At 65.3% G+C, this 25,755-nt stretch carries 28 protein-coding genes; 13 read left to right on the forward strand and 15 right to left on the reverse strand.

Annotated features, from left to right (window positions below; translation table 11 throughout):
* Window positions 1–4 precede the first annotated feature (4 nt).
* The 6 genes from trhO to JL811_RS12895 all read left to right on the forward strand — a co-directional run bounded on the left by trhO (window position 5) and on the right by JL811_RS12895 (window position 5,632).
* Window positions 5–910: an oxygen-dependent tRNA uridine(34) hydroxylase TrhO gene (gene trhO / locus JL811_RS12870; protein ID WP_202689108.1), complete on the forward strand. Its 906-nt coding sequence runs from the start codon at window positions 5–7 to the stop codon at window positions 908–910.
* A 165-nt stretch (window positions 911–1,075) separates the two neighbouring features.
* Window positions 1,076–1,843, forward strand: a complete 768-nt coding sequence (locus JL811_RS12875) for an SDR family NAD(P)-dependent oxidoreductase (protein ID WP_202689109.1) — start codon at window positions 1,076–1,078, stop codon at window positions 1,841–1,843.
* Window positions 1,844–1,902: 59 nt separating this feature from the next.
* Complete coding sequence (locus tag JL811_RS12880) at window positions 1,903–2,793, forward strand: 2-dehydro-3-deoxygalactonokinase (protein WP_202689295.1); 891 nt, start codon at window positions 1,903–1,905, stop codon at window positions 2,791–2,793.
* A complete protein-coding gene (locus tag JL811_RS12885; protein ID WP_202689110.1) occupies window positions 2,793–3,395 on the forward strand; it encodes a 2-dehydro-3-deoxy-6-phosphogalactonate aldolase in 603 nt (200 codons plus the stop codon). The genes JL811_RS12880 and JL811_RS12885 overlap by 1 nt, the downstream gene beginning before the upstream one ends.
* Window positions 3,392–4,267, forward strand: a complete 876-nt coding sequence (locus JL811_RS12890; protein WP_202689111.1) for an SMP-30/gluconolactonase/LRE family protein — start codon at window positions 3,392–3,394, stop codon at window positions 4,265–4,267. The genes JL811_RS12885 and JL811_RS12890 overlap by 4 nt, the downstream gene beginning before the upstream one ends.
* Before the next feature lie 126 nt (window positions 4,268–4,393).
* Window positions 4,394–5,632: an MFS transporter gene (locus tag JL811_RS12895; protein WP_202689112.1), complete on the forward strand. Its 1,239-nt coding sequence runs from the start codon at window positions 4,394–4,396 to the stop codon at window positions 5,630–5,632.
* A gap of 94 nt (window positions 5,633–5,726) precedes the next feature.
* Here JL811_RS12895 and panC read toward each other — a convergent pair whose 3' ends face one another.
* Both panC and panB read right to left on the reverse strand, forming a co-directional pair.
* Window positions 5,727–6,569 carry a pantoate--beta-alanine ligase gene (gene panC / locus JL811_RS12900; RefSeq protein WP_202689296.1) on the reverse strand — a complete coding sequence of 281 codons (843 nt, stop codon included), beginning with the start codon at window positions 6,567–6,569 and terminating at the stop codon, window positions 5,727–5,729.
* Window positions 6,570–6,583: 14 nt separating this feature from the next.
* Entirely contained in the window at window positions 6,584–7,426 is an 843-nt protein-coding gene (panB, locus tag JL811_RS12905) for a 3-methyl-2-oxobutanoate hydroxymethyltransferase (protein WP_202689113.1), read from the reverse strand.
* Between the two features lie 242 nt (window positions 7,427–7,668).
* On the opposite strand from panB, the gene JL811_RS12910 reads away from it, so the two are divergent.
* Window positions 7,669–8,016: a cupin domain-containing protein gene (locus JL811_RS12910; protein WP_202689114.1), complete on the forward strand. Its 348-nt coding sequence runs from the start codon at window positions 7,669–7,671 to the stop codon at window positions 8,014–8,016.
* Window positions 8,017–8,055: 39 nt separating this feature from the next.
* Here the strand turns inward: JL811_RS12910 and JL811_RS12915 are convergent, their stop codons facing one another.
* Genes JL811_RS12915 through argH form a run of 3 tightly spaced genes read right to left on the reverse strand, consistent with a single transcriptional unit; the run spans window position 8,056 to window position 9,928 of the window.
* Window positions 8,056–8,373, reverse strand: a complete 318-nt coding sequence (locus tag JL811_RS12915; RefSeq protein WP_202689297.1) for a DUF2834 domain-containing protein — start codon at window positions 8,371–8,373, stop codon at window positions 8,056–8,058.
* Window positions 8,373–8,510, reverse strand: coding sequence for a hypothetical protein (locus tag JL811_RS12920; protein ID WP_202689115.1), 138 nt, complete (start codon window positions 8,508–8,510; stop codon window positions 8,373–8,375). The genes JL811_RS12915 and JL811_RS12920 overlap by 1 nt, the downstream gene beginning before the upstream one ends.
* A complete protein-coding gene (gene argH, locus JL811_RS12925; protein ID WP_202689116.1) occupies window positions 8,507–9,928 on the reverse strand; it encodes an argininosuccinate lyase in 1,422 nt (473 codons plus the stop codon). Before argH ends, JL811_RS12920 begins: the two co-directional genes overlap by 4 nt.
* Window positions 9,929–9,953: 25 nt before the next feature.
* On the opposite strand from argH, the gene JL811_RS12930 reads away from it, so the two are divergent.
* The gene (locus JL811_RS12930; protein WP_202689117.1) at window positions 9,954–10,514 is read left to right on the forward strand and encodes a TlpA family protein disulfide reductase; all 561 of its coding nucleotides are present in this window, start codon (window positions 9,954–9,956) and stop codon (window positions 10,512–10,514) included.
* Window positions 10,515–10,610: 96 nt separating this feature from the next.
* Here the strand turns inward: JL811_RS12930 and JL811_RS12935 are convergent, their stop codons facing one another.
* Window positions 10,611–11,306, reverse strand: a complete 696-nt coding sequence (locus tag JL811_RS12935) for a hypothetical protein (protein WP_202689118.1) — start codon at window positions 11,304–11,306, stop codon at window positions 10,611–10,613.
* Between the two features lie 62 nt (window positions 11,307–11,368).
* Window positions 11,369–11,950 carry a DNA-3-methyladenine glycosylase I gene (locus tag JL811_RS12940; protein WP_202689119.1) on the reverse strand — a complete coding sequence of 194 codons (582 nt, stop codon included), beginning with the start codon at window positions 11,948–11,950 and terminating at the stop codon, window positions 11,369–11,371.
* Window positions 11,951–12,070: 120 nt separating this feature from the next.
* Here JL811_RS12940 and JL811_RS12945 point away from each other — a divergent pair, with 120 nt between their 5' ends.
* The 3 genes from JL811_RS12945 (at window position 12,071) to phbB (ending at window position 15,040) form a co-directional block, all read left to right on the forward strand.
* Window positions 12,071–12,892, forward strand: a complete 822-nt coding sequence (locus JL811_RS12945; RefSeq protein ID WP_202689120.1) for an EAL domain-containing protein — start codon at window positions 12,071–12,073, stop codon at window positions 12,890–12,892.
* Window positions 12,893–13,043: 151 nt separating this feature from the next.
* Complete coding sequence (locus tag JL811_RS12950) at window positions 13,044–14,219, forward strand: acetyl-CoA C-acetyltransferase (protein ID WP_202689121.1); 1,176 nt, start codon at window positions 13,044–13,046, stop codon at window positions 14,217–14,219.
* A gap of 98 nt (window positions 14,220–14,317) precedes the next feature.
* Window positions 14,318–15,040 carry an acetoacetyl-CoA reductase gene (gene phbB, locus JL811_RS12955; protein ID WP_202689122.1) on the forward strand — a complete coding sequence of 241 codons (723 nt, stop codon included), beginning with the start codon at window positions 14,318–14,320 and terminating at the stop codon, window positions 15,038–15,040.
* Window positions 15,041–15,195: 155 nt separating this feature from the next.
* Here the strand turns inward: phbB and JL811_RS12960 are convergent, their stop codons facing one another.
* From JL811_RS12960 to JL811_RS12970, 3 genes are read right to left on the reverse strand one after another with little or no spacing between them, the layout of a single operon-like run.
* A complete protein-coding gene (locus tag JL811_RS12960; protein ID WP_202689123.1) occupies window positions 15,196–15,987 on the reverse strand; it encodes a metal ABC transporter permease in 792 nt (263 codons plus the stop codon).
* Window positions 15,980–16,834 (reverse strand): metal ABC transporter ATP-binding protein, encoded by an 855-nt coding sequence (locus JL811_RS12965; RefSeq protein WP_202689124.1) that lies wholly within the window; start codon window positions 16,832–16,834, stop codon window positions 15,980–15,982. Before JL811_RS12965 ends, JL811_RS12960 begins: the two co-directional genes overlap by 8 nt.
* On the reverse strand, window positions 16,831–17,334 hold the full coding sequence (locus tag JL811_RS12970; protein ID WP_202689125.1) for a Fur family transcriptional regulator: 504 nt from the start codon (window positions 17,332–17,334) through the stop codon (window positions 16,831–16,833). The genes JL811_RS12965 and JL811_RS12970 overlap by 4 nt, the downstream gene beginning before the upstream one ends.
* A gap of 72 nt (window positions 17,335–17,406) precedes the next feature.
* Between JL811_RS12970 and JL811_RS12975 the strand changes: the two genes are divergently transcribed.
* Together JL811_RS12975 and JL811_RS12980 are read left to right on the forward strand one after the other, a co-directional pair.
* Window positions 17,407–18,465 (forward strand): zinc ABC transporter substrate-binding protein, encoded by a 1,059-nt coding sequence (locus JL811_RS12975; RefSeq protein ID WP_202689126.1) that lies wholly within the window; start codon window positions 17,407–17,409, stop codon window positions 18,463–18,465.
* A 74-nt stretch (window positions 18,466–18,539) separates the two neighbouring features.
* Window positions 18,540–19,517: an aldose epimerase family protein gene (locus JL811_RS12980; protein WP_202689127.1), complete on the forward strand. Its 978-nt coding sequence runs from the start codon at window positions 18,540–18,542 to the stop codon at window positions 19,515–19,517.
* A 140-nt stretch (window positions 19,518–19,657) separates the two neighbouring features.
* On the opposite strand, the gene JL811_RS12985 is transcribed toward JL811_RS12980, so the two are convergent.
* The 5 genes from JL811_RS12985 to JL811_RS13005 all read right to left on the reverse strand — a co-directional run bounded on the left by JL811_RS12985 (window position 19,658) and on the right by JL811_RS13005 (window position 25,715).
* Entirely contained in the window at window positions 19,658–20,818 is a 1,161-nt protein-coding gene (locus JL811_RS12985) for an iron-containing alcohol dehydrogenase (protein ID WP_202689128.1), read from the reverse strand.
* Entirely contained in the window at window positions 20,815–22,200 is a 1,386-nt protein-coding gene (locus tag JL811_RS12990; RefSeq protein ID WP_202689129.1) for an aldehyde dehydrogenase family protein, read from the reverse strand. The genes JL811_RS12985 and JL811_RS12990 overlap by 4 nt, the downstream gene beginning before the upstream one ends.
* A gap of 50 nt (window positions 22,201–22,250) precedes the next feature.
* Window positions 22,251–23,630, reverse strand: a complete 1,380-nt coding sequence (locus JL811_RS12995; RefSeq protein ID WP_202689130.1) for a glutamine synthetase family protein — start codon at window positions 23,628–23,630, stop codon at window positions 22,251–22,253.
* A gap of 148 nt (window positions 23,631–23,778) precedes the next feature.
* Window positions 23,779–24,669, reverse strand: a complete 891-nt coding sequence (locus tag JL811_RS13000) for a DMT family transporter (protein ID WP_202689131.1) — start codon at window positions 24,667–24,669, stop codon at window positions 23,779–23,781.
* Between the two features lie 110 nt (window positions 24,670–24,779).
* On the reverse strand, window positions 24,780–25,715 hold the full coding sequence (locus JL811_RS13005; RefSeq protein WP_202689132.1) for a 2-hydroxyacid dehydrogenase: 936 nt from the start codon (window positions 25,713–25,715) through the stop codon (window positions 24,780–24,782).
* Window positions 25,716–25,755 lie beyond the last annotated feature (40 nt).

Here is a 25,755-nt window from a genome sequence, read left to right on the forward strand (position 1 = left end):
GGGAATGATCGTGATTGCAGCCCTCTATCATTTTACCCGTTTCGACGACCCTGCAGCGCTCTGCGCGCCCCTGCGCGCGATTGGCGCGGAAGGCGGGGTTCGCGGCTCATTGCTGATCGCGGCCGAGGGGATCAATGGCACCATCGCAGGGACGCGCGCCGGCATTGACGCGATGCTGGCCCATATCCGCGCGCTGCCGGGCTGTGCCGGGCTGGACTGGAAGGAAAGCCATGCCGAGATGCAGCCCTTCGGGCGGCTGAAGGTGCGGCTGAAACGTGAAATCGTCACCATGGGCCAGCCCGATATCGACCCCGGCACAAGGGTCGGGCATTATGTTGATCCGGTTGACTGGAACGCATTGATCGCGTCGCCCGATGTGGCGGTGATCGACACGCGCAATGATTATGAGGTCGGGATTGGCCAATTTTCGGGCGCGGTGGACCCCGGAACCCGCAGTTTCCGCGATTTTCCGCAATGGTGGCAGGACAATCGCGACCTGTTCCGGGGCAAGCGCATCGCGATGTATTGCACCGGCGGCATCCGCTGTGAGAAATCGACGAATTACCTGCTGGGGCAGGGGGTGGAGGATGTCTTTCACCTCAGGGGCGGTATCCTGAAATATCTTGAGGAAGTGCCCGAGGCCGAAAGCCTGTGGCAGGGGGAATGCTATGTGTTCGACGGGCGGGTGTCGGTCGGGCATGGGCTGGTGCCCGGCCCGCATGTCACCTGCCATGCCTGCCGCCGCCCGCTGTCACCCGCGGACCGCGCCCATCCCGATTATCAGGAAGGCGCGCAATGCCATCACTGCAAGGATGAATATTCCGAGGACGACCGCGCCCGGTTCCGCGAACGCGCCCGCCAGATCGCGCTGGCAGCAGCGCGGGGTCAGCGGCATCTGGGGCAGGACTGACCGCCCGCGCCCTGTGCCGAACGGCTTGACCCTGCAGGTAGGACGTGCTGTTTCATCTTGGTAAAAATACCGCCGCCGGAGGCGCAGGCCAGCCAGAGGCACACGCTCTCTGACCCCCGTCCTGACCCCGCCGCGCCCGGCCCCAGCAATGCCAAAGGCCCGATCATGACCGAAGCGACCTTTTCCGACCTGCGCGGACAATCCGTCTTCATCACCGGGGGCGGGTCCGGTATCGGTGCGGCGATCACCGAGGCTTTCCTGCGGCAAGGCGCGAATGTGGCCTTCGTCCAGCGCTCTGACGCGACCGCCTTTTGCGATGCGATGGAAGCGGCGACCGGCCAGCGCCCGCTTTTCCTGCAATGCGATATCACCGATACGGGCGCATTGGGGGCCGCAATCGCGGCAGCATCGGCGGCCCATGGCCCGGTGCGGGTGCTGGTCAACAATGCCGCGAACGACCAGCGCCATGCGACGCTGGACGTGACCGAGGAATTTTTCCAGTGGTCACTGGATATCAACCTCAAGGCCTATTTCTTTGCCGCGCAGGCGGTGATTCCGGGCATGCAGGCCGCAGGCGGCGGGTCGATCGTGAATTTCTCCTCGATCAGCTACATGATGGGCAATGCGGGTTATCCGGTCTATGCGGCGGCCAATGCCGCGATCAATTCGCTGTCGCGCAGTCTGGCGCGGGAATTCGGCGCTGACCGGATCCGGGTCAATGCGCTGATGCCGGGCTGGGTGCTGACGCAGAAACAGAAAGACCTTTGGGTGACGCCCGAAGGGCTGGAGGCGCATCTGGCGCGGCAATGTCTGAAGGACACGCTGGCGCCCGAGGATATCACCGGGGGCGTGCTGTTCCTTGCGTCGGATCTGTCGCGCATGATGACCGGGCAGGCGCTGGTCATCGATGGTGGCGTGGTGGTGACGGGATGACCGGCATGGTGAACGGAATCGCGGCCAAGTCCGTAGCCGAAGGGAATGCCGCCGGGCGCATCGCCCCTGACTGGATTGCGGTGGACTGGGGCACCTCGAACCTGCGCGTGACCGCGATGGGCCCCGAGGGGCCGCTGGCCACACGCGGATCGGATCAGGGCATGGGACAGCTTGCGCCCGACGGGTTCGAACCTGCGCTGCTGGCGCTGATTTCCGACTGGCTGCCCGCGACGGGGCAGATGCCGGTCATGGTCTGCGGCATGGCGGGCGCGAGGCAGGGCTGGGTCGAGGCGCGCTACCGCGCCGTGCCCTGCACCCCGCTGGATGCGGGCGCGCTGACGCCGGTGCCGACCCGCGACCCCCGGCTGGAAGTCCGGATCGCACCGGGCCTGTCCCAGGCCGACCCGGCCGATGTGATGCGGGGGGAGGAAACCCAGATTGCGGGCGCGCTGACGCTGGATCCCGGTTTCGACGGGGTGATCTGCCTGCCGGGTACGCATTCGAAATGGGCCCATGTCAGCGCAGGCGAGGTGGTCAGTTTCCAGACCTTCCTGACGGGTGAGCTGTTCGCCCTGCTGTCGGAACAATCGGTGCTGCGGCACGGGCTGGCGGGCGGCGACGGGTTTGAGGAAGACGCCTTTGACGCGGCGCTGTCCGATGCGCTGTCCCATCCGCACCGCTTTGCCGCGCGGTTGTTCGGGCTGCGGGCCGAGGGGCTTTTGTCCGGTCTGACGCCGGTTGCGGCGCGCTCGCGCCTTTCGGGGCTGCTGATCGGCGTCGAACTGGCCGCCGCGCGCCCTTATTGGCTGGGTCAGCCCGTCACCCTTGTCGGGGCAGAGAAGCTTTCTGCCCTTTATGCCCGTGCCTTGGCCCAGCAGGGTATCACGGCGCGTCAACTCTCCGGTCCGGCCTCGGCGCTGGCCGGGCTTGCCAGCCTGCGGAGGCCCTGATGACCCTTCCCCTGATCGCCATTCTGCGTGGTATCACGCCCGCCGAGGCCCTGCCGGTGGCCGAGGCCCTGATTGCAGCGGGCATCACGTCGATCGAGGTGCCGCTGAACTCGCCTGACCCGCTGGACTCCATCGCCGCCATGGCGCGGGAATTCCGCGACCGCGCCCTGATCGGCGCGGGCACGGTGCTGACCGTGGCGCAGGTGCAGGATGTGGCGGCGGCAGGCGGGCGGCTGATCGTGTCCCCCAATACCGACGCCGAGGTGATCCGCGCCACGGTCGCGGCGGGCATGGCAAGCTGGCCCGGGGCGCTGACCCCGACCGAATGTTTCGCGGCCCTTGGCGCCGGTGCGACGGGGATCAAGATCTTCCCTTCTTTCCTGATGGGTTGTGAAGGCTTGCGCGCCATCCGCGCGGTGCTGCCACCGGGCACACAGGTCTATGCTGTGGGCGGTGTCGGGCCTGCGAATTTCGCCGAATGGCGCGGCGCGGGCGCCGACGGGTTCGGCATCGGCACGGCGCTGTATCGCCCGGGTCAGCCGGTTGCCGAGATCGCGGCCAATGCCCGCGCGCTGGTCACCGCATGGAGGGGGATGGAATGACAGATCCGGCACAGGGTTATGAAATCGCTGATGACCGGCGCTGCGAATTGGGCGAGGGGCCGCTGTGGCATCCGCTGCGCGAACAGCTTTACTGGGTCGACATTCTGGGCAAGCGGCTGCTGACGCAGGAAAACGGGCAGCCGCGCGAATGGCAATTCGATGAACATGTTTCGGCAGCGGGCTGGATCGGGCGGGATGCGCTGCTGATCGCCTCGGAAACCGCGCTGTTCCGCTTCGATCTGGTCACCGGCGCGCGGGAGGATCTGGTGCCGCTTGAGGCCGACAATCCGGTGACGCGGTCGAATGACGGACGCGCGGACCCCTGGGGCGGTTTCTGGATCGGCACCATGGGGAAGGCGGCGGAAAAGGCGGCCGGATCAATCTGGCGCTATTACCGGGGGGAGTTGCGCCGCATCTTCCCCGGGATCAGCATCACCAATGCGATCTGCTTTTCGCCCGATGCCGGTTTCGCCTGTTTCACCGATACCGACAGTTGCCAGATCCGGCGGGTCGCACTGGACGGGCAGGGCTGGCCGGTCGGCGATCCGGTGGTGCATGTCGATACGCGGGCGGGCGGGCTGCGCCCGGATGGCGCAGTGTTCGACCGGCAGGGCAATATCTGGGTTGCCCATTGGGGCGCGGGCTGCGTTGCGGCTTATGACCCGTCAGGCCAGCCCCTGACGCGGATCGACCTGCCGGTGCGCCAGCCCTCCTGTCCCGGGTTCGGGGGGGCTGACATGACCACGCTGTACGTCACCTCGGCGCAGAAAGGCATGACCGAGGCCGCGCGCGCCGAGCAGCCGCATTCGGGCAAGCTGTTCCGCATCGAGACGGAATTTCGCGGGCAATACGAACATCAGGTCATTCTTTGACTCCGACAGGGCAAGCCGAGGGCTGAGGGATAGGCCAAGGTCTGCGGCGATTGTGTCGCAGACAATTCCGGCATTGACCCCGGATCGGCGCAGGTTCACCTTGCGCGCCGGTTCAGGAGCCTTCCCATGCAACAGAAATCCCCCCTTATCACCCCGGTATTGGTCGCGGGGTGCATCATCCTGATGCTGTCCTTTGCGGTGCGGGCCAGTTTCGGCGTGTTCCAGATCCCGATTGCCGATGAATTTGGCTGGCTGCGGTCGGATTTCTCGATGGCCATCGCGATCCAGAACCTTGCCTGGGGGATCGGGCAGCCGATCTTTGGCGCCTTCGCCGAACGCTTCGGGGATCGCCGCGCGATCATCCTGGGCGCCCTGATCTATGCGGCGGGGCTGATCCTGTCCTCTTTCGCGGTGACGCCGGGCCAGCATCATGTGCTGGAAATCCTTGTCGGTTTCGGCGTCGCGGGCACCGGGTTTGGCGTGATTCTGGCCGTCGTCGGGCGCGCGGCCAGTGCGGAAAACCGGTCAATGGCGCTGGGCATCGCGACGGCGGCGGGATCGGCGGGGCAGGTCTTCGGCGCCCCCACGGCGGAATTCCTGTTGCAAAGCTATACTTGGCAAACGGTGTTCGTGATCTTTGCAGTGGTCATTCTGGCCAGCCTGCTGGCGCTGCCCTTCATGCGCGCGCCGGTCACCGCAACCAAGGCGGAACTTGAGGAAACGCTGGGTCAGGTGCTGCGGCGGGCCTTTCGCGATCCGTCCTATACGCTGATCTTTCTGGGATTCTTCTCCTGCGGTTATCAGCTTGCCTTCGTCACCGCGCATTTCCCGGCCTTCGTGACCGAGATGTGCGGACCCATCGACCCGAACGGATCGCTGGCGGCCATCGGCGTGACGACAACCTCGGCGCTGGGGGCGGTGGCCATCGCGCTGATCGGGCTGGCCAATATCGTGGGCACGCTGACGGCGGGCTGGCTGGGCAAGCGCTATTCCAAGAAATACCTGCTGGCCGGGATCTATACCGGGCGCACGATCATCGCGGCGCTGTTCATCCTGCTGCCGATGACGCCGACGACGGTCGTGCTGTTCTCGGTCTCAATGGGGGCGTTGTGGCTGGCCACGGTGCCGCTGACCTCGGGGCTGGTCGCGCATATCTACGGGCTGCGCTATATGGGCACGCTTTACGGTCTGGTGTTCTTCAGCCATCAGCTGGGGTCATTCCTGGGCGTCTGGCTGGGCGGCCGGATGTATGACATCACCGGCGATTACACACTGGTCTGGTGGATCGGCGTGGGGGTCGGGGCGTTTTCGGCCATCGTGCATCTGCCGATCCGCGAGCGCCCGATGGACCTGCGCCCGGCCTGACGCGGCCCCGTTCTGCCCCGGCGGCGCATGGCGCGGCCGGGGAAGCCTCCGGCGGAGGTACTTGGGCCATGTGAACGCCGGAAGGGCGCAGGTTTCAGACCGCGATATTGTCGATCAGGCGCACGCCGCCCAGATGGGCTGCGGCCAGCATCCGGGCCGGGGCGGACAGGTCCTGCACCCGGTCCAGCGTCGCCGCCGAACGCAGTTCAAGATATTCGACCGAGGCGAAACCGGCCTCGACCAGCTGCGCGCGGGCGGTTTTCATCGTCTCCGGCACCGGCGCGCCAGCCCGGATCAGGGCGGCGCTTTCCTGCATGATCCGATGCAGGGCGGGGGCGATGGCGCGGGCGGCAGGATCCAGCCTGCGGTTGCGCGAGGACATGGCCAGCCCGTCGGTTTCGCGGATCGTTTCACAGCCGACCACGGTCAGCGGCAGGTTCAGATCGGCCACGAAACGCTGCACGATCTGCAATTGCTGCCAGTCCTTCTGCCCGAAATAGGCGCGATCCGCCTCGGTCATGCCGAAGAGTTTCGTGACCACGGTCGCCATTCCGTCGAAATGGCCGGGCCGGTGCTCGCCCTCCATCGGGGCGGAAAGGCCCGAAACCGAAACCGTAGTGGCAAAGCCGGGGGGATAAACCTCCTCCGGGGGCGGGGACAGCACCGCATCGACCCCCAGCGGCGCAAGAAGGGCCAGATCCTCGTCTTCGGTGCGGGGATATTTCGCCAGATCCTCGGTGCTGTTGAACTGTTTGGGATTGATGAAAATGGTGACGATCACCCGGCTGCATTCGGCACGGGCGGCGCGCACAAGGCTCAGATGGCCTTCATGCAGGGCGCCCATGGTGGGGACGACCCCGACGGTTTCATTCGCGCGTTTCCAGCCCGCGACAAGCGGGCGCATCATTGCAACGCGGCGCAGAACGGGGGGCGGCATGATCGGGGGGCGGGTCATGATCTGTTGCCTTTCGGCTGCGGGGCGGTATCGGCGAAACTGTGTTCGGCGCCGGGAAACTGGCCCGCGCGCACCTCATCGGCATAGGCGCCGATCGCGGTCGCGGCATCGGCGCCCAGACTGGCATAGCGCTTGACGAATTTCGGCCGGAAATCGGTGAAAAGCCCCAGCATGTCGTCGATGACCAGAATCTGCCCGTCGCAATCGGGACCTGCCCCGATGCCGATGGTGGGGATGGCCAGATCGCGCGTGATCTGCCCGGCCAGCGTTGCCGGCACCTTTTCCAGCACTACGGAAAACGCCCCGGCAGCCGCCACGGCGCGGGCATCCGCCATGACCGTTTCAGCCTCGGCATCGCGTCCCACGACCTTGTAGCCGCCCAGTGTGTTGACCGATTGCGGCGTCAGTCCGATATGGGCCATGACCGGCACACCGCGCGCGGTCAGAAAGGCGATGGTTTCGGCCATATGCTGCCCGCCTTCCAGTTTCACCGCCGGGGCGCCGGTTTCGGCCATCAGCCTTGCGGCATTGCGGAAGGCCTGTTGGGGGCTTTCCTCATAGCTGCCGAAGGGCATGTCGATCACCGCCAGCGATCTGGTCAGCCCGCGCATCACAGCCTGTCCATGCAGGATCATCATCTCCATCGTCACGCCCAAGGTCGAGGGCAGCCCGTGGATCACCATGCCCAGACTGTCACCCACCAGAACCAGATCGCAATGCGGATCGACCAGCCGGGCAACCGGGGTGGTATAGGCCGTCAGGCAGACCAAGGGTGCGGCCCCCTTGCGGGACTGGAAATCGGCGGGAAGGGGGGGGCGGACCGGGGTTTGGGCGCTCATCCGTCAAGGCTCTCCGTCTTGGATATCGGCTGGGGGTCTCGGCTGGGTCTCGGCGCGGGCGTTATACCGGGCCGGGGCGGGGGGGGCCAGAGGGAAGCGGTGACCTAAGGGAAAGAACACCGGGGGGAAAGAACGCCGAGGGGAAGGAAAGACCGGGGCGCGGCGGGACAAGGCGGGGCCTTGCCGGATGCCGGGCTTTCGGTCAAAGCTGCCTGCGAAACCGCCAACGACGGAGACCCCTGATGACCACCCCCCTGATCCTGCGGATGGACCGCGACAGCGTGCCTGTGGAAGAGGAACGCCCCGCCCCGGACCGGCTGATTTCCGGGGATCCGGTGCACCGGACGTGGAATCTGGAAGACAGTGACGGGCTTTATTGCGGGCTCTGGCAGTCGACGCCGGGAAAATGGCGCGTGTCCTATGTGGAATGGGAATATATCCGCATTCTGGAAGGCGTCTCGGTGCTGACCGATGCCGACGGCCACGAGACGCGGCTGGTCGCGGGCGACAGCTGGATCATCCGCCCGGGGTTTGAGGGCACATGGGAGGTGATTGAGACTACGCTGAAGGATTATGTGATCCGGCTCTGATCGGCGCTTGTTCTGCCCTCATGGCGGGGCGCGGCGTCGTCAGGTGACAGGGCGGGTGCGCAGGAACAGGTAAAGCGGCAGGCCGCAGGACAGACCTATGCAGAAGGTCGCGGGTATCGCGGCCAGCGCTGTCCAGTTCTGCCGCACCCGGACCTCGGCCACGATCCAGACCGTCAGCGCAATGGCCGCGATGGTCAGATCCCATGTCAGGCCCGTGGTGGAGGCATTGGCATGCCAAGCCGAGATCAGGCCGGAAAGACCTGTGCCCTCGGCCCGCATATGGGTCACGAACCAATACATCGGATGGACCGCGCCCCAGATCGCCAGCGCCAGATACAACAGGCGCAGCGGCGAGATCACTTGGTGGTGATCCCGAAACGCGCATCCCCGTCGACCGACAGGTTTGCGCCGGGGGCGGTGGGCGCGCCATCGACCCCGCAGGCCGCCAGCAGGACAAGCGCCGTCAGCGCGGCAAAAATGGGACGATGCTTCATTTCAGACGGGCCTTCCAGTCATTGATCCGGGCGCGCACCTGATCGGGTGCCGTGCCCCCGAAAGAGATACGGCTGCGGACGGAATTTTCAACGCCCAGCACATCGAACACATCGGCGCTTATCTGCCCATGCACCGATTGCATCTGCTCCAGCGTCAGATCGGGCAGGTCGATGCCGGCCCTTTCGGCCATGGCGACAAGGCTTCCGGTGATGTGATGCGCGTCGCGGAAAGGCAGGCCCAGTTCCCGCACCAGCCAGTCGGCCAGATCGGTTGCGGTTGAAAAACCGCTGGCGGCGGCGGCGGCAAGGCTGTCGCGGTTGGCGGTCATGTCGCTGACCATGCCGGTCATCGCGGCCAGTCCCAGCATCAGCGTATCGGCCGCGTCAAAAACCTGTTCCTTGTCTTCCTGCATATCCTTGGAATAGGTCAGCGGCAGACCCTTCATCACCGTGAACAGCGCCACCGTCGCCCCGAGGATCCGCCCCAGTTTCGCGCGCAGAAGTTCTGCCGCATCGGGGTTTTTCTTCTGCGGCATGATCGACGATCCGGTCGTCCAGCGATCCGACAATTGCACAAACCGAAACTGGGCCGAGGACCATATGACCAATTCTTCGGCAAAGCGGCTCAGGTGCATTGCACAAATCGAACTTGCAGACAGGAATTCCAGCGCGAAATCCCGATCCGAGACCGAATCGAGGCTGTTTGCCGTGGGCCGGTCAAACCCAAGCGCCTGCGCCGTCATGTTCCGGTCGATAGGAAAGGAGGTGCCCGCCAGCGCCGCCGCCCCCAGGGGGCTTTCGTTCATCCGCGCGCGGGCATCCTGAAACCGCGACCGGTCGCGCGCAAACATCTCGACATAGGCCATCATGTGATGGCCCCAGGTTACGGGCTGGGCGGTCTGCAGATGGGTAAAGCCGGGCATGACCCAATTCGCCCCGGCCTCGGCCTGCGCCAGAAACGCCCGGATCAGCGCCTCAAGCCCCGTGATCGCGGCATCGCACTGGTCGCGGACCCAAAGCCGGAAATCCAGCGCCACCTGATCATTGCGCGACCGCGCGGTGTGAAGGCGACCCGCCGGTTCACCGATAAGCTCCTTCAGGCGTGCCTCCACATTCATGTGGATATCCTCAAGCTCGACCCGGAAGGGGAAGATGCCCATTTCAATCTCTGACAACACCGTGAGAAGCCCTTCCCGGATCGCCTCGGCATCCTTAGAACCGATGATGCCGGTGGCAGCCAGCATCGCGGCATGGGCGCGGGAGCCTTCGATATCCTGACGCGCCAGCCTGCGGTCAAACCCGATGGAGGCGTTGATCGCCTGCATGATGGCGTCATTGCCGGCCTCGAAACGGCCGCCCCACATGGCATTCGCGCCGGGGGCTGCGCTGGCGGGGGATTTGGACAGGGTATCGGTCATGGATCGGCCCTTCGGAGGGAATGGGATGCGCGGTTTTCTGGTGGTGCTTTATACGGCCTTGGCGCTTGGTGCAAATCCGGCGCTGGCCGATGCGACCGCTGCCGCCGCACTGCGCGAGGGCGACATGCGCAAGCTGGCCTTTCACGAGTCGCCGCAACCGGTGCCGCAGGCCGCGCTGGTCGATCTGGCCGAAGCGCCCCGGTCGCTGGACGAATGGCAGGGCCAATGGGTGGTGTTGAATTTCTGGGCGACATGGTGTGCGCCCTGCCGCCATGAGATGCCCGCGCTGGACCGGCTGGCAGCCCTGATGGCGGATGAGGGCGTGGCGGTAGTGACGGTTGCGACCGGGCGCAATCCGGTGCCGGGGATTGAACGGTTCTTTGATGAAATCGGCATGCAGAACCTGCCCGCGCTGCGCGACCCGAAATCCGAACTGGCACGCGCCATGGGCGTTCTGGGCCTGCCGGTCACGGTGATCCTGAATCCCGAGGGACAAGAGGTCGCGCGGCTGATCGGCGATGCCGAATGGGACAGCGCCAATGCGCAGGCCGTTCTGCGCGCCTTGACGGCCGGTCCCGAGATGTGACCGGTGGGGGGGCATTCGCCTGATATGCCAAGCGCTGCCGGTCACCCCGATCAGGTGAGACGCCAATGGCCCGGCCCCTGTGATGCCATGCTGGGGTCAGGCGCCCGGGGGCGGATCACCGCGCCCGCCACCCAGACCCACCCCCATTCCCATACCCATGCCGCCGCCCCCGGCGGCACCTCCGCCCGCGCCGCCTCCGCCGCCGCCCTGACCGCCACCCTCGCGCCGTCCGCTTCTGCTGCCTCCGCCGGTTGCCGGTCGGGTCGGCCCCTGAAACGGGATCGCCACGCCTGCGGGCACGGGGTCAAGATCCAGCGCCTCGCGGATATAGTTGCGCAGGCTGATCACCAGTTCGGCGGTATGGATGGGCTGGCCCGCCGCCAGATCCGCCGCGGCCTGACCGGCAAGGCGGACATGGGTTTCGGTGCCCAGCAGCAGGATATCCGACAGGGCCGCCTCGACCGCATCGCGGATCCGCCGGGGCCGGTCTGATCCGGTCTGGCCCGCGTTTTCCGGATCTGCCTCGGCCGCAGGATCGGTTCCGGTTTCACGAAGGTCACGCAGATGCAGCGGGCTGACCGTCAGATCGCCGGTGAACGACCCGCCCAGCGTGCGATAGGCCGCCATCAGCGTTCTGAGCCGTTCATTGATCTGGCGGTTGCGCCGCTGCTGACGCTGCTGGATCGTCAGCATCATCAGAACGCGGATGCCGACCCCGATCAGTGTAATCAGCGCAAGCCCCAGCACGGTGCCCAGAATGCCCTGCCAGCTGGTCAGATCAAGAAAGCGCATGGTCGGTCTCCTTGCCCACACGGCCGGAATGGCCGCTTCGGGCGGATTGAACAAAGGCCGGATCAGCCCGCCATCGCCGCGACGTCTGCATGGCGCGGGCAGGACAGCAGATGGTCATTCACCAGCCCCGCCGCCTGCATGAAGGCATAGGTGATCACCGGCCCGCAATAGCCGAAACCAGCCTGTTTGAGGGTCTTCGACAGGATCACCGAGCCGGGTGTCTGGGCCTGCGCCCCGGCCATGGATGCAAGCCCTGTCTGCACCGGGCGCCCGTCGACATGGCCCCAGATCCAGCCCGAGAACCCTTCGCGCGCCTCGATCTCCTGAAAGGCGCGGGCGGCGCGGATCGTGCCCTCGATCTTGCCGCGATGGCGGATGATGCCCGGATCGGCCAGAAGGCGCGTCACCTCGTCCTCCCCCCAACCGGCAATCTGGCCGGGATCGAAGCCGCGAAAGGCCGCGCGGAAATTTTCACGCCGTTTCAGGATCGTATACCAGCTGAGACCGGCCTGAAATCCTTCGAGGATCAGCATTTCCCACAGCGCACGGGAATCGCGTTCCGGCACGCCCCATTCCTGATCGTGATAAGCGACATACAGCGGATCGGTCCCGCACCAGGGGCAGCGCCCGTTTTCCTGATCCAAGGAAGGCCCTCCGAAATGTTCGTTAAGATTTGCGTCAAACCCGCGACCTTTACCACCCCTTTACGCCGTCTGCCGCAGTCTGCCCATGTCAGGGGACACGGCGTCATTACGGAGAGCGGCATGAACCGCAGGGTCAGGACCGATATCGCGTCCGGGCAGGAAAGCCCGCTTGCCGCGGCGATTGCCGCGCAGGATCGCGAAACCATCGCCATGGTGCAGCGGGCCGTGGCGGAAAAACGCTTGCGTCTTGCCTGGCAACCGGTGGTTTCGGCGGCCGATCCGTCGCGTATTGCCTTTCATGAAGGGCTGATCCGGGTGCTGGACGATACCGGCCGCCCGATTCCGGCGCGTGATTTCATCGGCGCGGTCGAGGCGGATGAACTGGGCCGCCAGATCGACTGTGCCGCGCTGGACATGGGGCTGAACACGCTGATCCGTCATCCGTCCCTGCGCATCTCGGTCAATATGTCGGCGCGATCCGTCGGTTATCCGCGCTGGATGCGGATCCTGCGCCGGGCCCTGTCGGCCCATCCCACGCTGGGCGAAAGGCTGATCCTTGAAATCACCGAAAGTTCCGCCATGCTGGTGCCGGAACTGGTGATCGCCTTCATGGATGACATGCAGGCCGAGGGGGTCAGTTTCGCGCTGGATGATTTCGGCGCCGGCCAGACCGCGTTCCGCTATTTCCGCGATTTCTGCTTTGATATCCTCAAGATCGACGGGCAGTTCATCCGCGACGTGCATCGCAACCCCGACAATCAGGCCCTGACCCGGGCACTTTTGTCGATTGGCAGGCATTTCGACATGCTGACGGTCGCGGAATCGGTCGAAACCCCGCAGGATGCCGCATGGCTGCATCAGGCCGGGGCAGGGGGGCTGCAGGGCTTTCTGTTCGGCGCGCCGACCATTCATCCGGCATGGCAGCAGCAGAAATCGGCCTGACCTTTCGTCGCGCGGCGGCTGTAACACTCTGTCATCCCCTCGGGGCGCCGCACTGCGGCAGGGCCTTGCTTTTGCGCCGGTCAGCCCTTAGCCAGAAAGAAAAGGCGCCGGGACATCCCCCGCGCATCGGCCAAGGGAGAGGATCAGAGCCATGACCAATGTCGTGATCGTATCGGCAGCACGAACCGCTGTCGGCAGCTTCAACGGCGCTTTCGCCGCGACCCCGGCGCATGATCTGGGCGCCGCGGTGATCGCCGAAGTCGTGACCCGGGCAGGCGTCGACAAGGCCGAGGTCGAGGAAACCATCCTCGGTCAGGTCCTGACCGCCGGGCAGGGGCAGAACCCCGCGCGCCAGGCGCATATCAAGGCGGGTCTGGCGAAAGAGGCCAGCGCCTGGTCGCTCAATCAGGTTTGCGGATCGGGCCTGCGGGCGGTTGCGCTGGGCGCGCAGCATGTGCAGTTGGGCGACGCCGCCATCGTGGTCGCCGGCGGACAAGAGAATATGAGCCTTTCACCCCATGTCGCGCATCTGCGTGCGGGGCAGAAGATGGGTGATCTGAACTTCATTGACAGCATGATCCGTGACGGGCTCTGGGATGCGTTCAACGGCTATCACATGGGCCAGACCGCCGAGAATGTTGCGAACCAGTGGCAGATCAGCCGCGAGATGCAGGACGAATTCGCGGTTGCCAGCCAGAACAAGGCTGAGGCCGCGCAAAAGGCCGGAAAATTCGCCGATGAGATCGTGGCCTTCACCATCAAGACCCGCAAGGGCGATGTGACGGTCGATGCCGACGAATATATCCGCCATGGTGCCACGATCGAGGCGATGCAGAAACTGCGCCCCGCCTTTGCCAAGGATGGTTCGGTGACGGCGGCCAATGCCTCGGGCCTGAATGACGGCGCGGCAGCGGTGCTGCTGATGACCGAGGAAGAGGCCGCAAAGCGCGGACTGACGCCGCTGGCGCGGATCGCCTCCTATGCCACCGCCGGGCTGGATCCGTCCATCATGGGCGTGGGGCCGATCCATGCCAGCCGCAAGGCGCTGGACAAGGCGGGCTGGAAGGTCGGCGATCTGGGGCTGGTCGAGGCGAATGAGGCCTTTGCGGCGCAGGCCTGCGCGGTCAACAAGGATATGGGCTGGGATCCGGCCATCGTGAACGTGAATGGCGGTGCCATTGCCATCGGCCATCCTATCGGCGCCTCGGGCGCGCGGATCCTCAACACGCTGCTGTTCGAGATGCAGCGTTCGGGCACGAAGAAGGGCCTTGCCACGCTGTGCATCGGTGGCGGCATGGGCGTCGCGATGTGCCTTGAACGGGCCTGACCGCATCGCGGTGTGAAAAAGGCGGGCGCAACAATGTTGCGTCCGCTTTTTCATTTCGATAACACTGTTTCAAATCAACGTCTCGCGGAGGAGAGAACATGTCCAGAATTGCCCTTGTCACCGGAGGATCGCGCGGCATCGGAGCGGCCATTTCCGTGGCCCTGAAAGCTGCAGGCCATACGGTCGCGGCAAATTACGCCGGCAATGACGAGGCGGCAGAGAAATTCACAGCTGAGACGGGTATCAAGACCTATAAGTGGAATGTCGCGGATTACGAGGCCTCAAAGGCCGGGATCGCGCAGGTCGAGGCCGATCTGGGTCCGGTCGACATTGTCGTGGCCAATGCCGGGATCACCCGTGACGCGCCGTTCCACAAGATGACGCCCGAACAGTGGCATCAGGTGATCGACACCAACCTGACCGGCGTGTTCAACACCGTTCATCCGGTCTGGCCCGGCATGCGCGACCGTAAATTCGGCCGCGTCGTCGTGATCTCCTCGATCAATGGGCAGAAGGGGCAGTTCGCTCAGGTGAACTATGCCGCGACCAAGGCGGGCGATCTGGGCATCGTGAAAAGCCTCGCACAAGAGGGCGCGCGGGCTGGCATCACCGCCAATGCGGTCTGCCCGGGCTATATCGCGACCGAAATGGTGATGGCCGTGCCGGAAAAGGTGCGCGACTCGATCATCGCGCAGATTCCGGCGGGACGGCTGGGAGAGCCTGAGGAAATCGCGCGCTGCGTTGCCTTCCTGGTGTCCGAGGATGCAGGATTCATCAACGGATCCACCATCAGTGCAAATGGCGCGCAGTTCTTCGTCTGATCTGGACCATCTTGCAGTGATCCGCAAAGGGGGCGCCGATCCGGTCGCCCCCTTTTTACATTGCAGGTTTCCGGGGCAATGGGCTATGCGCCGCGCCGCGCCGAAGGGGGCAGCGCCCCCGATGATGCACTGTCCGCCAAAGCGCAATCTGTGGCTCAGGCCTGGCGCAGCCGCCCCGCCAGAACTGAGGCGATGAAACACAGCGCCGCCACGGTGACGATCGAGGGCCCGGCAGGCGTGTCAAAGCGCAAGGAGGCCCAAAGCCCGCCCAGCACCGCCCCCGCCCCGGCCAGCACGGCAAGGGCGGCCATCGTTTCGGGGCTGCGGGCCAGTCCGCGCGCCGTCGCCGCCGGAATGATCAGCATGGCTGCGATCAACAGCGCCCCCACGATCTTGATCGCCACCGCCACCACCACCGCCAGCGCCAGTGTCAGCACCAGACGCTCCCGGTCCGGGTTCACGCCTGCGGCATGGGCCAGATCCGTGCTCAACGTGGCGGTCAGCAGGCTTTGCCAGCGCCAGATCAACAGTCCCGCCACCAAGAGCGACCCGCCCCAGATCCAGCCCAGATCGGCCCGCGAGACGGCAAGGATATCGCCGAACAGCAGCGCCGAAAGATCGGTGCGCATCCCCGGCAGGAAGCTGACCGCGACCAGTCCGAAGGCCAGCGCCGAATGCGCCAGCACGCCAAGCGTCGTATCCATCGCCCAGCCCCGGGCCGACAGGGTGGAGACCGTCGCCGCCATGGCCAGCGCCACCAGCAATGTGCCCGCCCCGACCGGAAGGTTCGTTGCCAGCGCCAGCGCCACGCCCAGAATGGCCGCATGGCTGGTCGCATCCCCGAAATAGGCCATCCGCCGCCAGACCACCATTGCCCCCAGCGGCCCCGTGGCAAGGCTGAGCCCAAGCCCGGCAAGGGCAGCGCGTGTCAGGAAATCGTCAAGCATGATGCGGACCTGTCCCCGAATGCCCTTCGCCTGCATGGCCTGCCGCAGTATATTCCTTCGCGGCATGATCCTTCGCCGCATGATCGGGTGCCGAATGGTCATGATCACAGGCCGCATCATGGTGATGCGCCAGTCCCGGCCCGTGATTATGGTCATGGTCATGGCGGTAAAGCGCCAGCGCGCCTTGCGTGCCATAGCCGAACAGCGCGCGATACTCCGGCGCGTCCCGCACCACCTGCGGCGTGCCCTCGCAGCAGACATGACCGTTGAGACAGATCACCCGGTCTGACGCCGCCATGACCACATGCAGGTCATGGCTGACCATCAGCACCGCCGCCCCGGTCTCGGCCCGCACATCGGCGATCAACTGGTAAAACGCCGCCTCTCCGGGCTGGTCCAGCCCCTGTGTCGGCTCATCCAGCACCAGAAGTTCGGGCCGCCCGATCAGCGCCCGCGCGAACAGCACCCGCTGCAACTGCCCGCCCGACAGGTCCACCAGTTGCCGTTCCGCCACTGCGCCCACGCCGCAGCGATCCAGCGCCGCCGCCGCCTCGGCATCGCTGACCCGGCGCGGCAGCGACAGAAAGCGCCGTGCCGTCATCGGCAGGCTGCGGTCGATGGCCAGACGCTGCGGCACATAGCCGATCCGCAGCCCCGCCTTGCGCATCACCCGGCCGGAACTGGCGGGCTGAATGCCCAGCATCGCACGCAGCAGCGTCGATTTTCCCGATCCGTTCGGACCGACAATGGTCACGATCTCAGAGGCTGAAACCGACAGGTCGATATCGCGCAGCACCTCTGCCCCGCCAAAGCGCACAGCCAGCGATTGCACCGAGACCAGTGTCATGCCGCGTCCCTGCAGGCCGGGCACAGGCCCAAAGCCTCGATATTGCTGCGCTCGATGACAAAGCCCAGTTTGTCCGCTGTGGTATCAAGGGCACTGCGCACCGCATCGGCCGGGGCCTCGGCCACGGCATTGCACTGGCGGCAGATCAGAAAGGCGGGCGCATGATCCTGCCCCGAATGGCGGCAGGCGGTAAAGGCATTCAGCCGCCGGACACGATGGGCAAGCCCATGATCTACAAGGAATTCCAGCGCCCGATAGGCAACGGGCGGCTGGTTGCCGAATCCGTCCGCGGCCAGACGTTCCAGAACTTCATACGCCCCCAGCGCGCGGTGATCCTCCAGCAGGATTTCCAGCGTGCGGCGGCGCACCGGGGTCAGGCGGACCTTGCGACCGGCCAGAATCTCTTCCGCCCGCGCCAGCCCTTCACCGGCGCAGCGGTGATGGTCATGTTTGGCAAAGGCCGGATCGTCCTTTGGCGGGGGCGGGGTGTGATCATGCATATTCAAACCTTGACCTGTTATGATATTACATAGATATGAGGGGCCGACCCAACAAGCCCTGAGGATGTTTCCATGCGTTATACCATAGCCCTTTCGCTGGCCAGCCTTCTGACCTCGACCGCTGCCCTTGCCGAAGTGCCGCGTGTCGTGACGGATGTGCCGCCGGTCCATTCCCTTGTCGCCATGGTGCTGGGCGATCTGGGGGAACCGGGGCTTGTGATGGACAGGGGCGGCAATGCGCATGATCTGCAACTGCGCCCGTCACAGGCGGCGATGATCGCCGAGGCGCAGCTTGCCATCTGGGCGGGCGCGGCCATGGCGCCCTGGATGGACCGCGCCTTGACGGGGCTTGGTGCCGATGTCCCGCGCCTGACGCTGCTGGAGACCGAGGGCACGCGGTTGCGTGACTTCGGCGCGGCGCAGGACGCAGAACCCGGGCATGACGGTCACGACCACGGTGAGCATGACCATGACGCGGAGCATGAAGGCCATGACCATGACCACGCACATGATGATCATGATCATGACCATGCCGGGGAACCGGGTCACGACCACGACCACGCGCATGAGGATCACGCCGGACATGATCATTCCGGACATTCCCATGACGGAATTGACCCGCACGCTTGGCTTGATCCGCACAATGCCGGACATTGGCTGGGTCTGATCGCCGCCGAGCTTTCGCGTCTTGATCCCGATAACGCCGCCACCTATGCCGCCAATGCCACGGCCGGGGCTGACCGTATCGCCACCCTTGAGGCCGAGATTGCCGCGACGCTTGCCCCGGTGCAGGACCGCCCTTTCGTCGTGTTCCACGATGCCTATGGCTATTTCGCGCATGAATTCGGTCTGAATGTTGCAGGCGCGGTGCGACTGGGCGATGCCTCCTCCCCCGGTGCGGCGCGGTTGCGCGAGTTGCGCGCGGGGCTTGAGGGCGGCTTTGCCCTTTGTGCCTTCCCCGAGGCGGGCCATGATCCGGCTTTGCTGGAGCAGATGGCCGAAGGCACCGGCGTGCGGATCGGCGGCCTTCTGGACCCGGCCGGGGCCGCGCTGACCCCAGGACCCATGCTTTATGAAGATCTGATGCGCGGTCTTGCCACCACGATCACCGACTGCCTGACCCGGGGATAAGGCCCCGCCCCTTGACCTTGGTGTGATTCCCGGCAAGGCAAGGGGCGCATAGATCAGGGCAAAGGGCTGGCAGGATGATCCGGGATTTCGGCAAGGCACCCGATAACGCGTTGGTTCATGGCGTGACCCTGAGCGCTGGCAATCTGCAGGCCGAGATCCTGACATGGGGGGCGGCGCTGCGCTCGGTCCGTCTTGCGGGCGTCGCGCATGACCTGACCCATGGTGTTCAGCGGATGGCGGATTTCTTTCCCGACATGCGCTTTCACGGGGCCATCGTCGGGCCGGTTGCCAATCGCATCAGCGGTGCGCGGGCGGTGATCGACGGGCGGGAACACCGGTTCGAGATTGACAGTGAACCGGGGGCGACCTTGCATTCCGGCCCGTCGGGCCTGCATCGCCGCCTCTGGCAGATTGCGGATCATCGCCCCGACCGGCTGGTGCTGCACTGCGCGTTGGCCGATGGGGAAGGCGGCTTTCCCGGCAATCGGGTGATCCGCGCCACTTATGGCCTGCAGGCCCCCGCGACGCTGCGCCTGACCATCACCATGCAGACCGATGCGCCGACAGTCGCCAATCCGGCGCATCACGGCTATTGGACCCTTGACGGGCCGGGCGGCATTGCGGGGCAGCGCCTGTGCATCAATGCCGACCATGTGACCGAGGTGGATGCCGCCCTGCTGCCGACGGGGCGGCTGCTGCCGGTGGCGGAAAGCGGTTTCGATTTCCGCGCGCCGCGGCTGATCGAACCGGGCCAGCCACCGCTTGATACGAATTTCTGCCTGTCCCGCGCGCGGGGGAAACTGCGCGATGTGCTGTGGCTGGAGGGGCGTTCGGGCGTGTCGCTGACGCTGGCCACAACCGAACCGGGCCTGCAGATCTATGATCAGCGCCCGGGCTATCAGGCGCTGGCGATCGAGCCTCAATTCTGGCCGGATGCACCAAACCGGCCCGAATTTCCGCCCATAATGCTGCAACCCGGGCAGGACTGGCAGCAGGTCAGTGAATGGCGCTTTGCCCGCCCCGGTGAAACACCATCCACGCTTTCACCTTGAACAAATACCCTTGTGAATGAACTGGCGGGGGTGAACCAGCCCGCAAGGCCGGGAGGGGGCAGACAGCCCCCTTGACCGGTTTCCGGTATGCCCCCCGGTCATCGTCAGCGCCGAAGACAGAACGGCGCCGACCCAAGAGGTCACAGACAGGTTTCGAACAGGGCGCGGGTATTGTCTTTCGTCATTTCGACCGGATTGCCGCCGCAGGACGGATCTTCCAGCGCCATATCGGTCAGCCTGTCCAGATCCGCGGCCTTCACGCCCAAAGCGGTCAGGTTTCCGGGGATCGAAAGCTCGGTCCGCAGGCTCATGATCCTTGCGCGGAACCCGTCGAAACCGCCCGCGATGCCCAGATAGGCCGAGGCCGCGATGATGCGATCCTCAATGGCGGCGCGGTTGAAATCCAGCACCATCGGCATGACGACCGCATTGGTGGTGCCGTGATGGGTGCCATAGACCGCGCCGACCGGATGGGACAGCGAATGGATCGCCCCCAGCCCTTTCTGGAAGGCGACCGCCCCCATGGCGGCGGCGGACATCATATGCGCGCGGGCCATCAGGTCGGTCGGGTTGGTATAGACGCGGGGCAGGTTTTCAAAGACCAGCCGCATCCCTTCCAGCGCGATGCCCTGCGACATCGGGTGGTAGAAGGGGCTGCAATAGGCCTCAAGGCAATGCGCCAGCGCATCCATGCCGGTGCCCGCCGTGATGAAGGCGGGCATGCCAACGGTCAGTTCCGGATCGCAGATCGTGATCGCGGGCATCAGTTTGGGATGGAAGATGATCTTCTTCTTATGGGTTTCCGAATTGGTCAGAACGCCTGCGCGCCCGACCTCGGACCCGGTGCCTGCGGTGGTGGGCACGGCAAGGATCGGCGCGATTTTCGCCTCATCCGCGCGCGTATACCAATCGTCGACATCTTCCAGATCCCAGACCGAAAGATCGGCCCGCTGCCCCGCCATCAGCGCGATCATCTTGCCCAGATCCAGCGCCGAGCCGCCGCCGAAACAGATCACCCCGTCATGGCCACCTGCCTTGTAGGCGGCGATACCGGCAGCCATATTGCCCTCATTCGGGTTCGGATCGACCTCGGAAAACAGGGCGCGGCCCAGCCCGGCCCCCTCCAGCACATCCAGTGCCGCCGCCGTGATCGGCAGGGTTGCCAGCGCCTTGTCGGTGACCAAGAGCGGGCGCGCCATTCCGGCCGCGCGCGCATGATCGGCCAGTTCCGCGATCCGGCCCGCGCCGAACTTGATGGCCGTGGGATAGGACCAGTTCCGGTTGGGAACAGCTTGGGTCATTTCGTCACCTGTTTGAGATGGTAGGATTTAGGCCGCGTCACCGAATGGAAGCCCAGATAGGACAGCGATCCGCCGCGCCCGGTATCCTTGCAGCCGGTCCAGCACAGCGCGGGATCAAGGTAATCGCAGCGGTTCATCAGGACGGTCCCGGTTTCCAACTGCGCGCCGATTTCGGCGGCGGCCCCGGCATCTTTTGTCCATATCGAACATGTCAGTCCATAGGGGCTGTCATTCATAAGGGAAATCGCCTCATCGTCGCCGGAAACTTTCATGATTCCAACAACGGGGCCAAAACTTTCCTCGGTCATGACGCGCATGGAATGGGTCACATCGACAAGGATCTGCGGCGCCAGATAGGCACCGCCATCATCGGCGGGAAACAGGGCCGGGTCGATCAGCCCGCGCGCGCCCGCCACCACGGCCTCGGCCACCTGTTCGCGCACGACACGGGCAAAGCGGGCATTGGCCATCGGCCCCAGCGTGGTTTCGGGCGCGAAAGGATTGCCCAGCCGCAGACCCTTCACCCAGTCCACGGCCTTTTCGACAAAGGCGTCATACAGGCTTTCATGGACATAGATCCGTTCGATCCCGCAGCAGCATTGCCCGGCATTGAACATCGCGCCATCCATTAGCCCGTCCACCGCCGCATCCAGATCGGCATCGGCGCGGACATAGCCGGGATCCTTGCCGCCCAGTTCCAGCCCCATCGCGGTGAAGGTGCCCGCTGCGGCGCGTTCCATCGCCTGACCGCCCCTGACCGAGCCGGTGAAATTGACGAAATCGAAGGCGCGGCCCGCGATCAGGCTTTCGGTCGTGGCATGGTCCAGCACAAGGTTCTGGAACACATCCGCAGGCACGCCCGCCGCGTGGAACGCCTCGGCCAGCCGTTCCCCGACCAGAAGCGTCTGGCTGGCATGTTTCAGTACCACCGTATTGCCCGCGATCAGGGCCGGGGCCAGCGTGTTGATCGTGGTGAGATATGGATAGTTCCACGGTGCCACGATGAACACCACGCCGACCGGCGCACGGTGCAGCGCGCGGTGAAAGCGGTCACTGTCTTCGACCACTTTCGGGGCCAGCGTCTCGGCCGCGATCGAGGCCATGTAGTCGGCACGGTCGCGCACTCCGCCGAATTCACCGCCATAGCGGGTGGGGCGGCCCATCTGCCATGCCAGTTCCTCAACCAGAAGATCCTTCTTTTCCTCCAGTTTCGCGACACCGGCCCGGACCAGCGCGATGCGCTCCTCCAGCGGGCGGGCGGCCCAGTCCTTTTGTGCGGCGCGCGCCTTCTCGACGGCCTGCCGCGCGGCATCGGGCGCAAGCGGTATCCGTTCGGCCCAGACAGAGCCATCGACGGGGGAAATCAGCTGGATCGGGTTCATATCTGTCCTCTTGGGGTTCCCGGGTTTGGGCCCGGGTTGGGCGCCGGCGCTCAGGCGCGTTCCATCAGGCGGTTGACCTCAAAATCGGTCACCACGCGGTTATGTTCGGAAACCTCCCACATCGCTGCGTGGTGGTAATGGTCGATCACCTCATCGCCGAAGGCTTTGCGCAGCATGGCCGATCCGTGCATCCGTTTCGCCGCCTCGTCAAGCGTGGCGGGAATCGCACGCATGCCTTCGGCCTGATACATGTCGCCCTTCAGTTCCGGCTCAAGCGGCAGCTTGCGTTCGATCCCGTCCAGCCCGGCCGCCAGCAAGGCCGCCAGCGCCAGATAGGGGTTCAGATCGGCCCCGCCGATCCGGCATTCGACGCGCACGCCCTTGGTGCCCGCGCCGCAGACGCGGAAGCCCGCCGTGCGGTTGTCGCAGGACCAGACCGCCTTGGTGGGGGCGAACATGCCGACAGTGAATCGTTTGTAGCTGTTCACATAAGGGGCAAGGAAGGCGGTGATATCGCCGATATGCTCCAGTTGGCCCGCAAGGAAATGGCGCATCGTGTCGGACATGCCATGTTCGCCGTTTTCGTCGCGAAAAGCGGGTTTGCCGTCCGACCACAGCGACTGATGCACATGGCTCGATGATCCCGCCCGGCGATGGTCATATTTCGCCATGAAGGTCACCGACCGGCCCTTGGCCCATGCGATTTCCTTCACCCCGGTCTTGGTGATCGAATGGTTGTCGGCCGTGTCCAGCGCATCGGAATAGCGGATGTTGATTTCTTCCTGCCCGGCATCGGCTTCACCCTTGGAACATTCGACGGGGATATTCGCGCCGTATAGCCCGTTGCGGATGGCGCGCATCACGTCATCCTCCATCGTGGTCTGGAAGATCTGGTAATCGGCATTATGCGCGGCCATGGTGCGCAGATCGCGGATGCCACCTGTCTGCTGGATACTGTCGCGCAGGGATTCATAGCTGTTCTGGAACAGGTAAAACTCAAGCTCCGTCGCCATGATCGGATCAAACCCCAGGGCGCGGGCGCGTTCGACCTGCCGTTTCAGCACCGCGCGGGGGGAATGGGGGACGGGTTCGTGGCTGTGATGGTCCAGATGGTCACAGATCACCAGCGCGGTTGCGGGCAGCCAGGGCACCCGGCGCAGAGTGGACAGGTCCGCCTTCATGACATAATCGCCGTATCCCGCCTGCCATGAGGTGGAGCGATACCCCTGCACCGTGTTCATCTCCATATCCGTGGCGATGAGATAGTTGCAGCAATGGGTTTCCTCCCATGCCGTTTCAAGGAAGTTGCGGACGTGGAAGCGTTTGCCGGTCAGACGTCCCTGCATGTCGATGGCAGCGGCGATCACGGTGTCGATCTCACCGGTATCGGCAGCGGTTTTCAACTCATCCAGCGTCATGTTTCCGGGCATGTCCGGCCTCTCCCTTGCTGTTTCCCTGTTCGTCCCCCTGCCGGTTTCACACGGCTTGCGGATGTGCCCTTCGTCGGGCGCGTCCGGGGGCAATCGGGCAAGGCTAGCGCGGGGAAATGCGCGACGCCAGCCCCCTTCGGCAGGGCCATCAAACGGGCGGGATCGGGGGCGCAAGCGGGCGGCGGCGCATGCCAGACAAGGCGTTGAAGGCGACGGCAGTCATCAGCACTGCGCCCCCCGCCAGAGTGCCGGGACTGGCGGTTTCGCCCATCAGCGCCCAGACCCAGACCGGGGCCAGCATCACCTCGACCATGGTCAGCAGCGTCAGTTCGGCGGCAGGGATCACGCGGCTGCCCAGCGTATAAAGCATCATTCCGGCGGCCAGCAGTCCCGCCCCCATGCCCATTGAAATCACGATGTCGCGGGGCGGCACGGCTAGCGTGCCGGGCTGCACGGTCAGCACCAGCGCCGCCGCGATCATCGACATCACCCCTCCAAGCGCAATCGCGGGCAACATGTCGTTCAGCCGTCCCCAGCGCAGCGACAGGGTGAAGGTGGCAAAACCGGCGGCTGAGAGAAGCGCCGCCAGATTGCCCGTAAGCGCGCCCATCGACAGCCCCTCGCGCACCATCAGGAAAATGCCGATGCCCGCCAGCGCAATGGCTGCCCATGTCGCGCTGCGCACGCTTTCGCCCAGCAGCAGAAAGCCCAGAACCGCTGCAAGAAAGGGCGAGGCTGCGAAGAGAAAGACCGCGTTGGCGACGGTGGTTGCCTGAATGGCATAGATTGCGCCCGCAAAGGCCGCGACAAGCCCAAGCCCGCCCACCAGCCCCGGCCAGCCCACGCGGCGCAGGGGCGCGATCAGCGCGCCGCCATTGCGCCATGCGATGAAGGCAAGCAGAACCGGCACCATCCCCGCCGAGCGCCAGAACAGGATCGCCCATGTTCCGGCCTCGTCGATCTGGCGGATGACAAGGCCCATGGCCGACCACAGCACTGACGCCACCACCACCAGCACGACGCCCGGCCCGTAAGTCATCGCCACCCTCCGCTTGCGGCGTCAGACTGGCCGGGGGGCGGGGACCGGTCTGTTCCGTTCCCGACAGGCGATGCCGTTTTGGCGGGAAGGCGGGGCGTCAGCGGCCACCATCAGTAGCCGCGCGCGCGGTCCACCAGATGCAGCAGCGGCTGCCCCGCTTCGGCGCGGCAGATGTTTTCCACGATCACCCGGCTGGCCGAGGCGGGGCGGGTTTCGGCGGCGATATGGGGGGTGACGGTCACGCGGGGATGGGACCAGAACGGATGATCCTTGGGCAGGGGTTCGACGCGGAACACATCAAGCGTGGCATGGCCCAGCCGCCCGGCATCCAGTTCCGCCAACAGCGCGTCATCCTCGATCAGCGCGCCCCGGCCGGGGTTCACGATGCAGGCCCCATCGGGCAGCAGCGCCAGCCGTTCGGCATTCAGGATATTCTCGGTTCCGGGCGTTTTCGGCAGCAGCAGCACGACGATCTGCGCGGTTTTCAGCAAGCGGCGCAGCCCGTCCTCGCCATGCTCCGAGGGCAAGCCGGAAATGGATTTCGGGCTGCGCGACCAGCCTGTGACCGGAAAGCCAAGCCCACTCAGCGCGTGCGCGCAGGCCAGCCCCAGTTCGCCCATGCCCAGCATCGCGACGGGGCGTTCGGGGGCAATCGGCGGGCAGGTCGCATCCCAGATGTGATCGGGATTGACGATATAGCGGTCCATGCCAAGGTGGTGACGCAGCACATGGCCGGTGACCCATTCCACCATCCCGGCGGTCAGTGCGGGATCCACCATGCGCGCAAGGGGCTGGATCAGGGTTTGATTGCCGACGATGTTTTCCACCCCGGCCCAGAGGTTCAGCACCGCCTTGGCGCCGGTGAAGGGCGAAAAATCGGTGATCTCACCGCCCGGTGCAAAGATGATGTAATCAACCGATGCCGGATCGGCGGGACGGTCGGGCGTCAGCTCTGCCACGATGCCGGCCTCGTTCAGGGCGGCCTTCAGCGGCGCTTCATAGGCGGGCCAGCGCGCGGCGCCTGCGGCGAAATAGATCAGGGGCATGTCGGTCCTTTCCGGGCTTTCCTGCAAGGTGTCGCATCCC

The organism is Szabonella alba (assembly GCF_016765775.1).
GTDB lineage: Bacteria > Pseudomonadota > Alphaproteobacteria > Rhodobacterales > Rhodobacteraceae > Szabonella > Szabonella alba.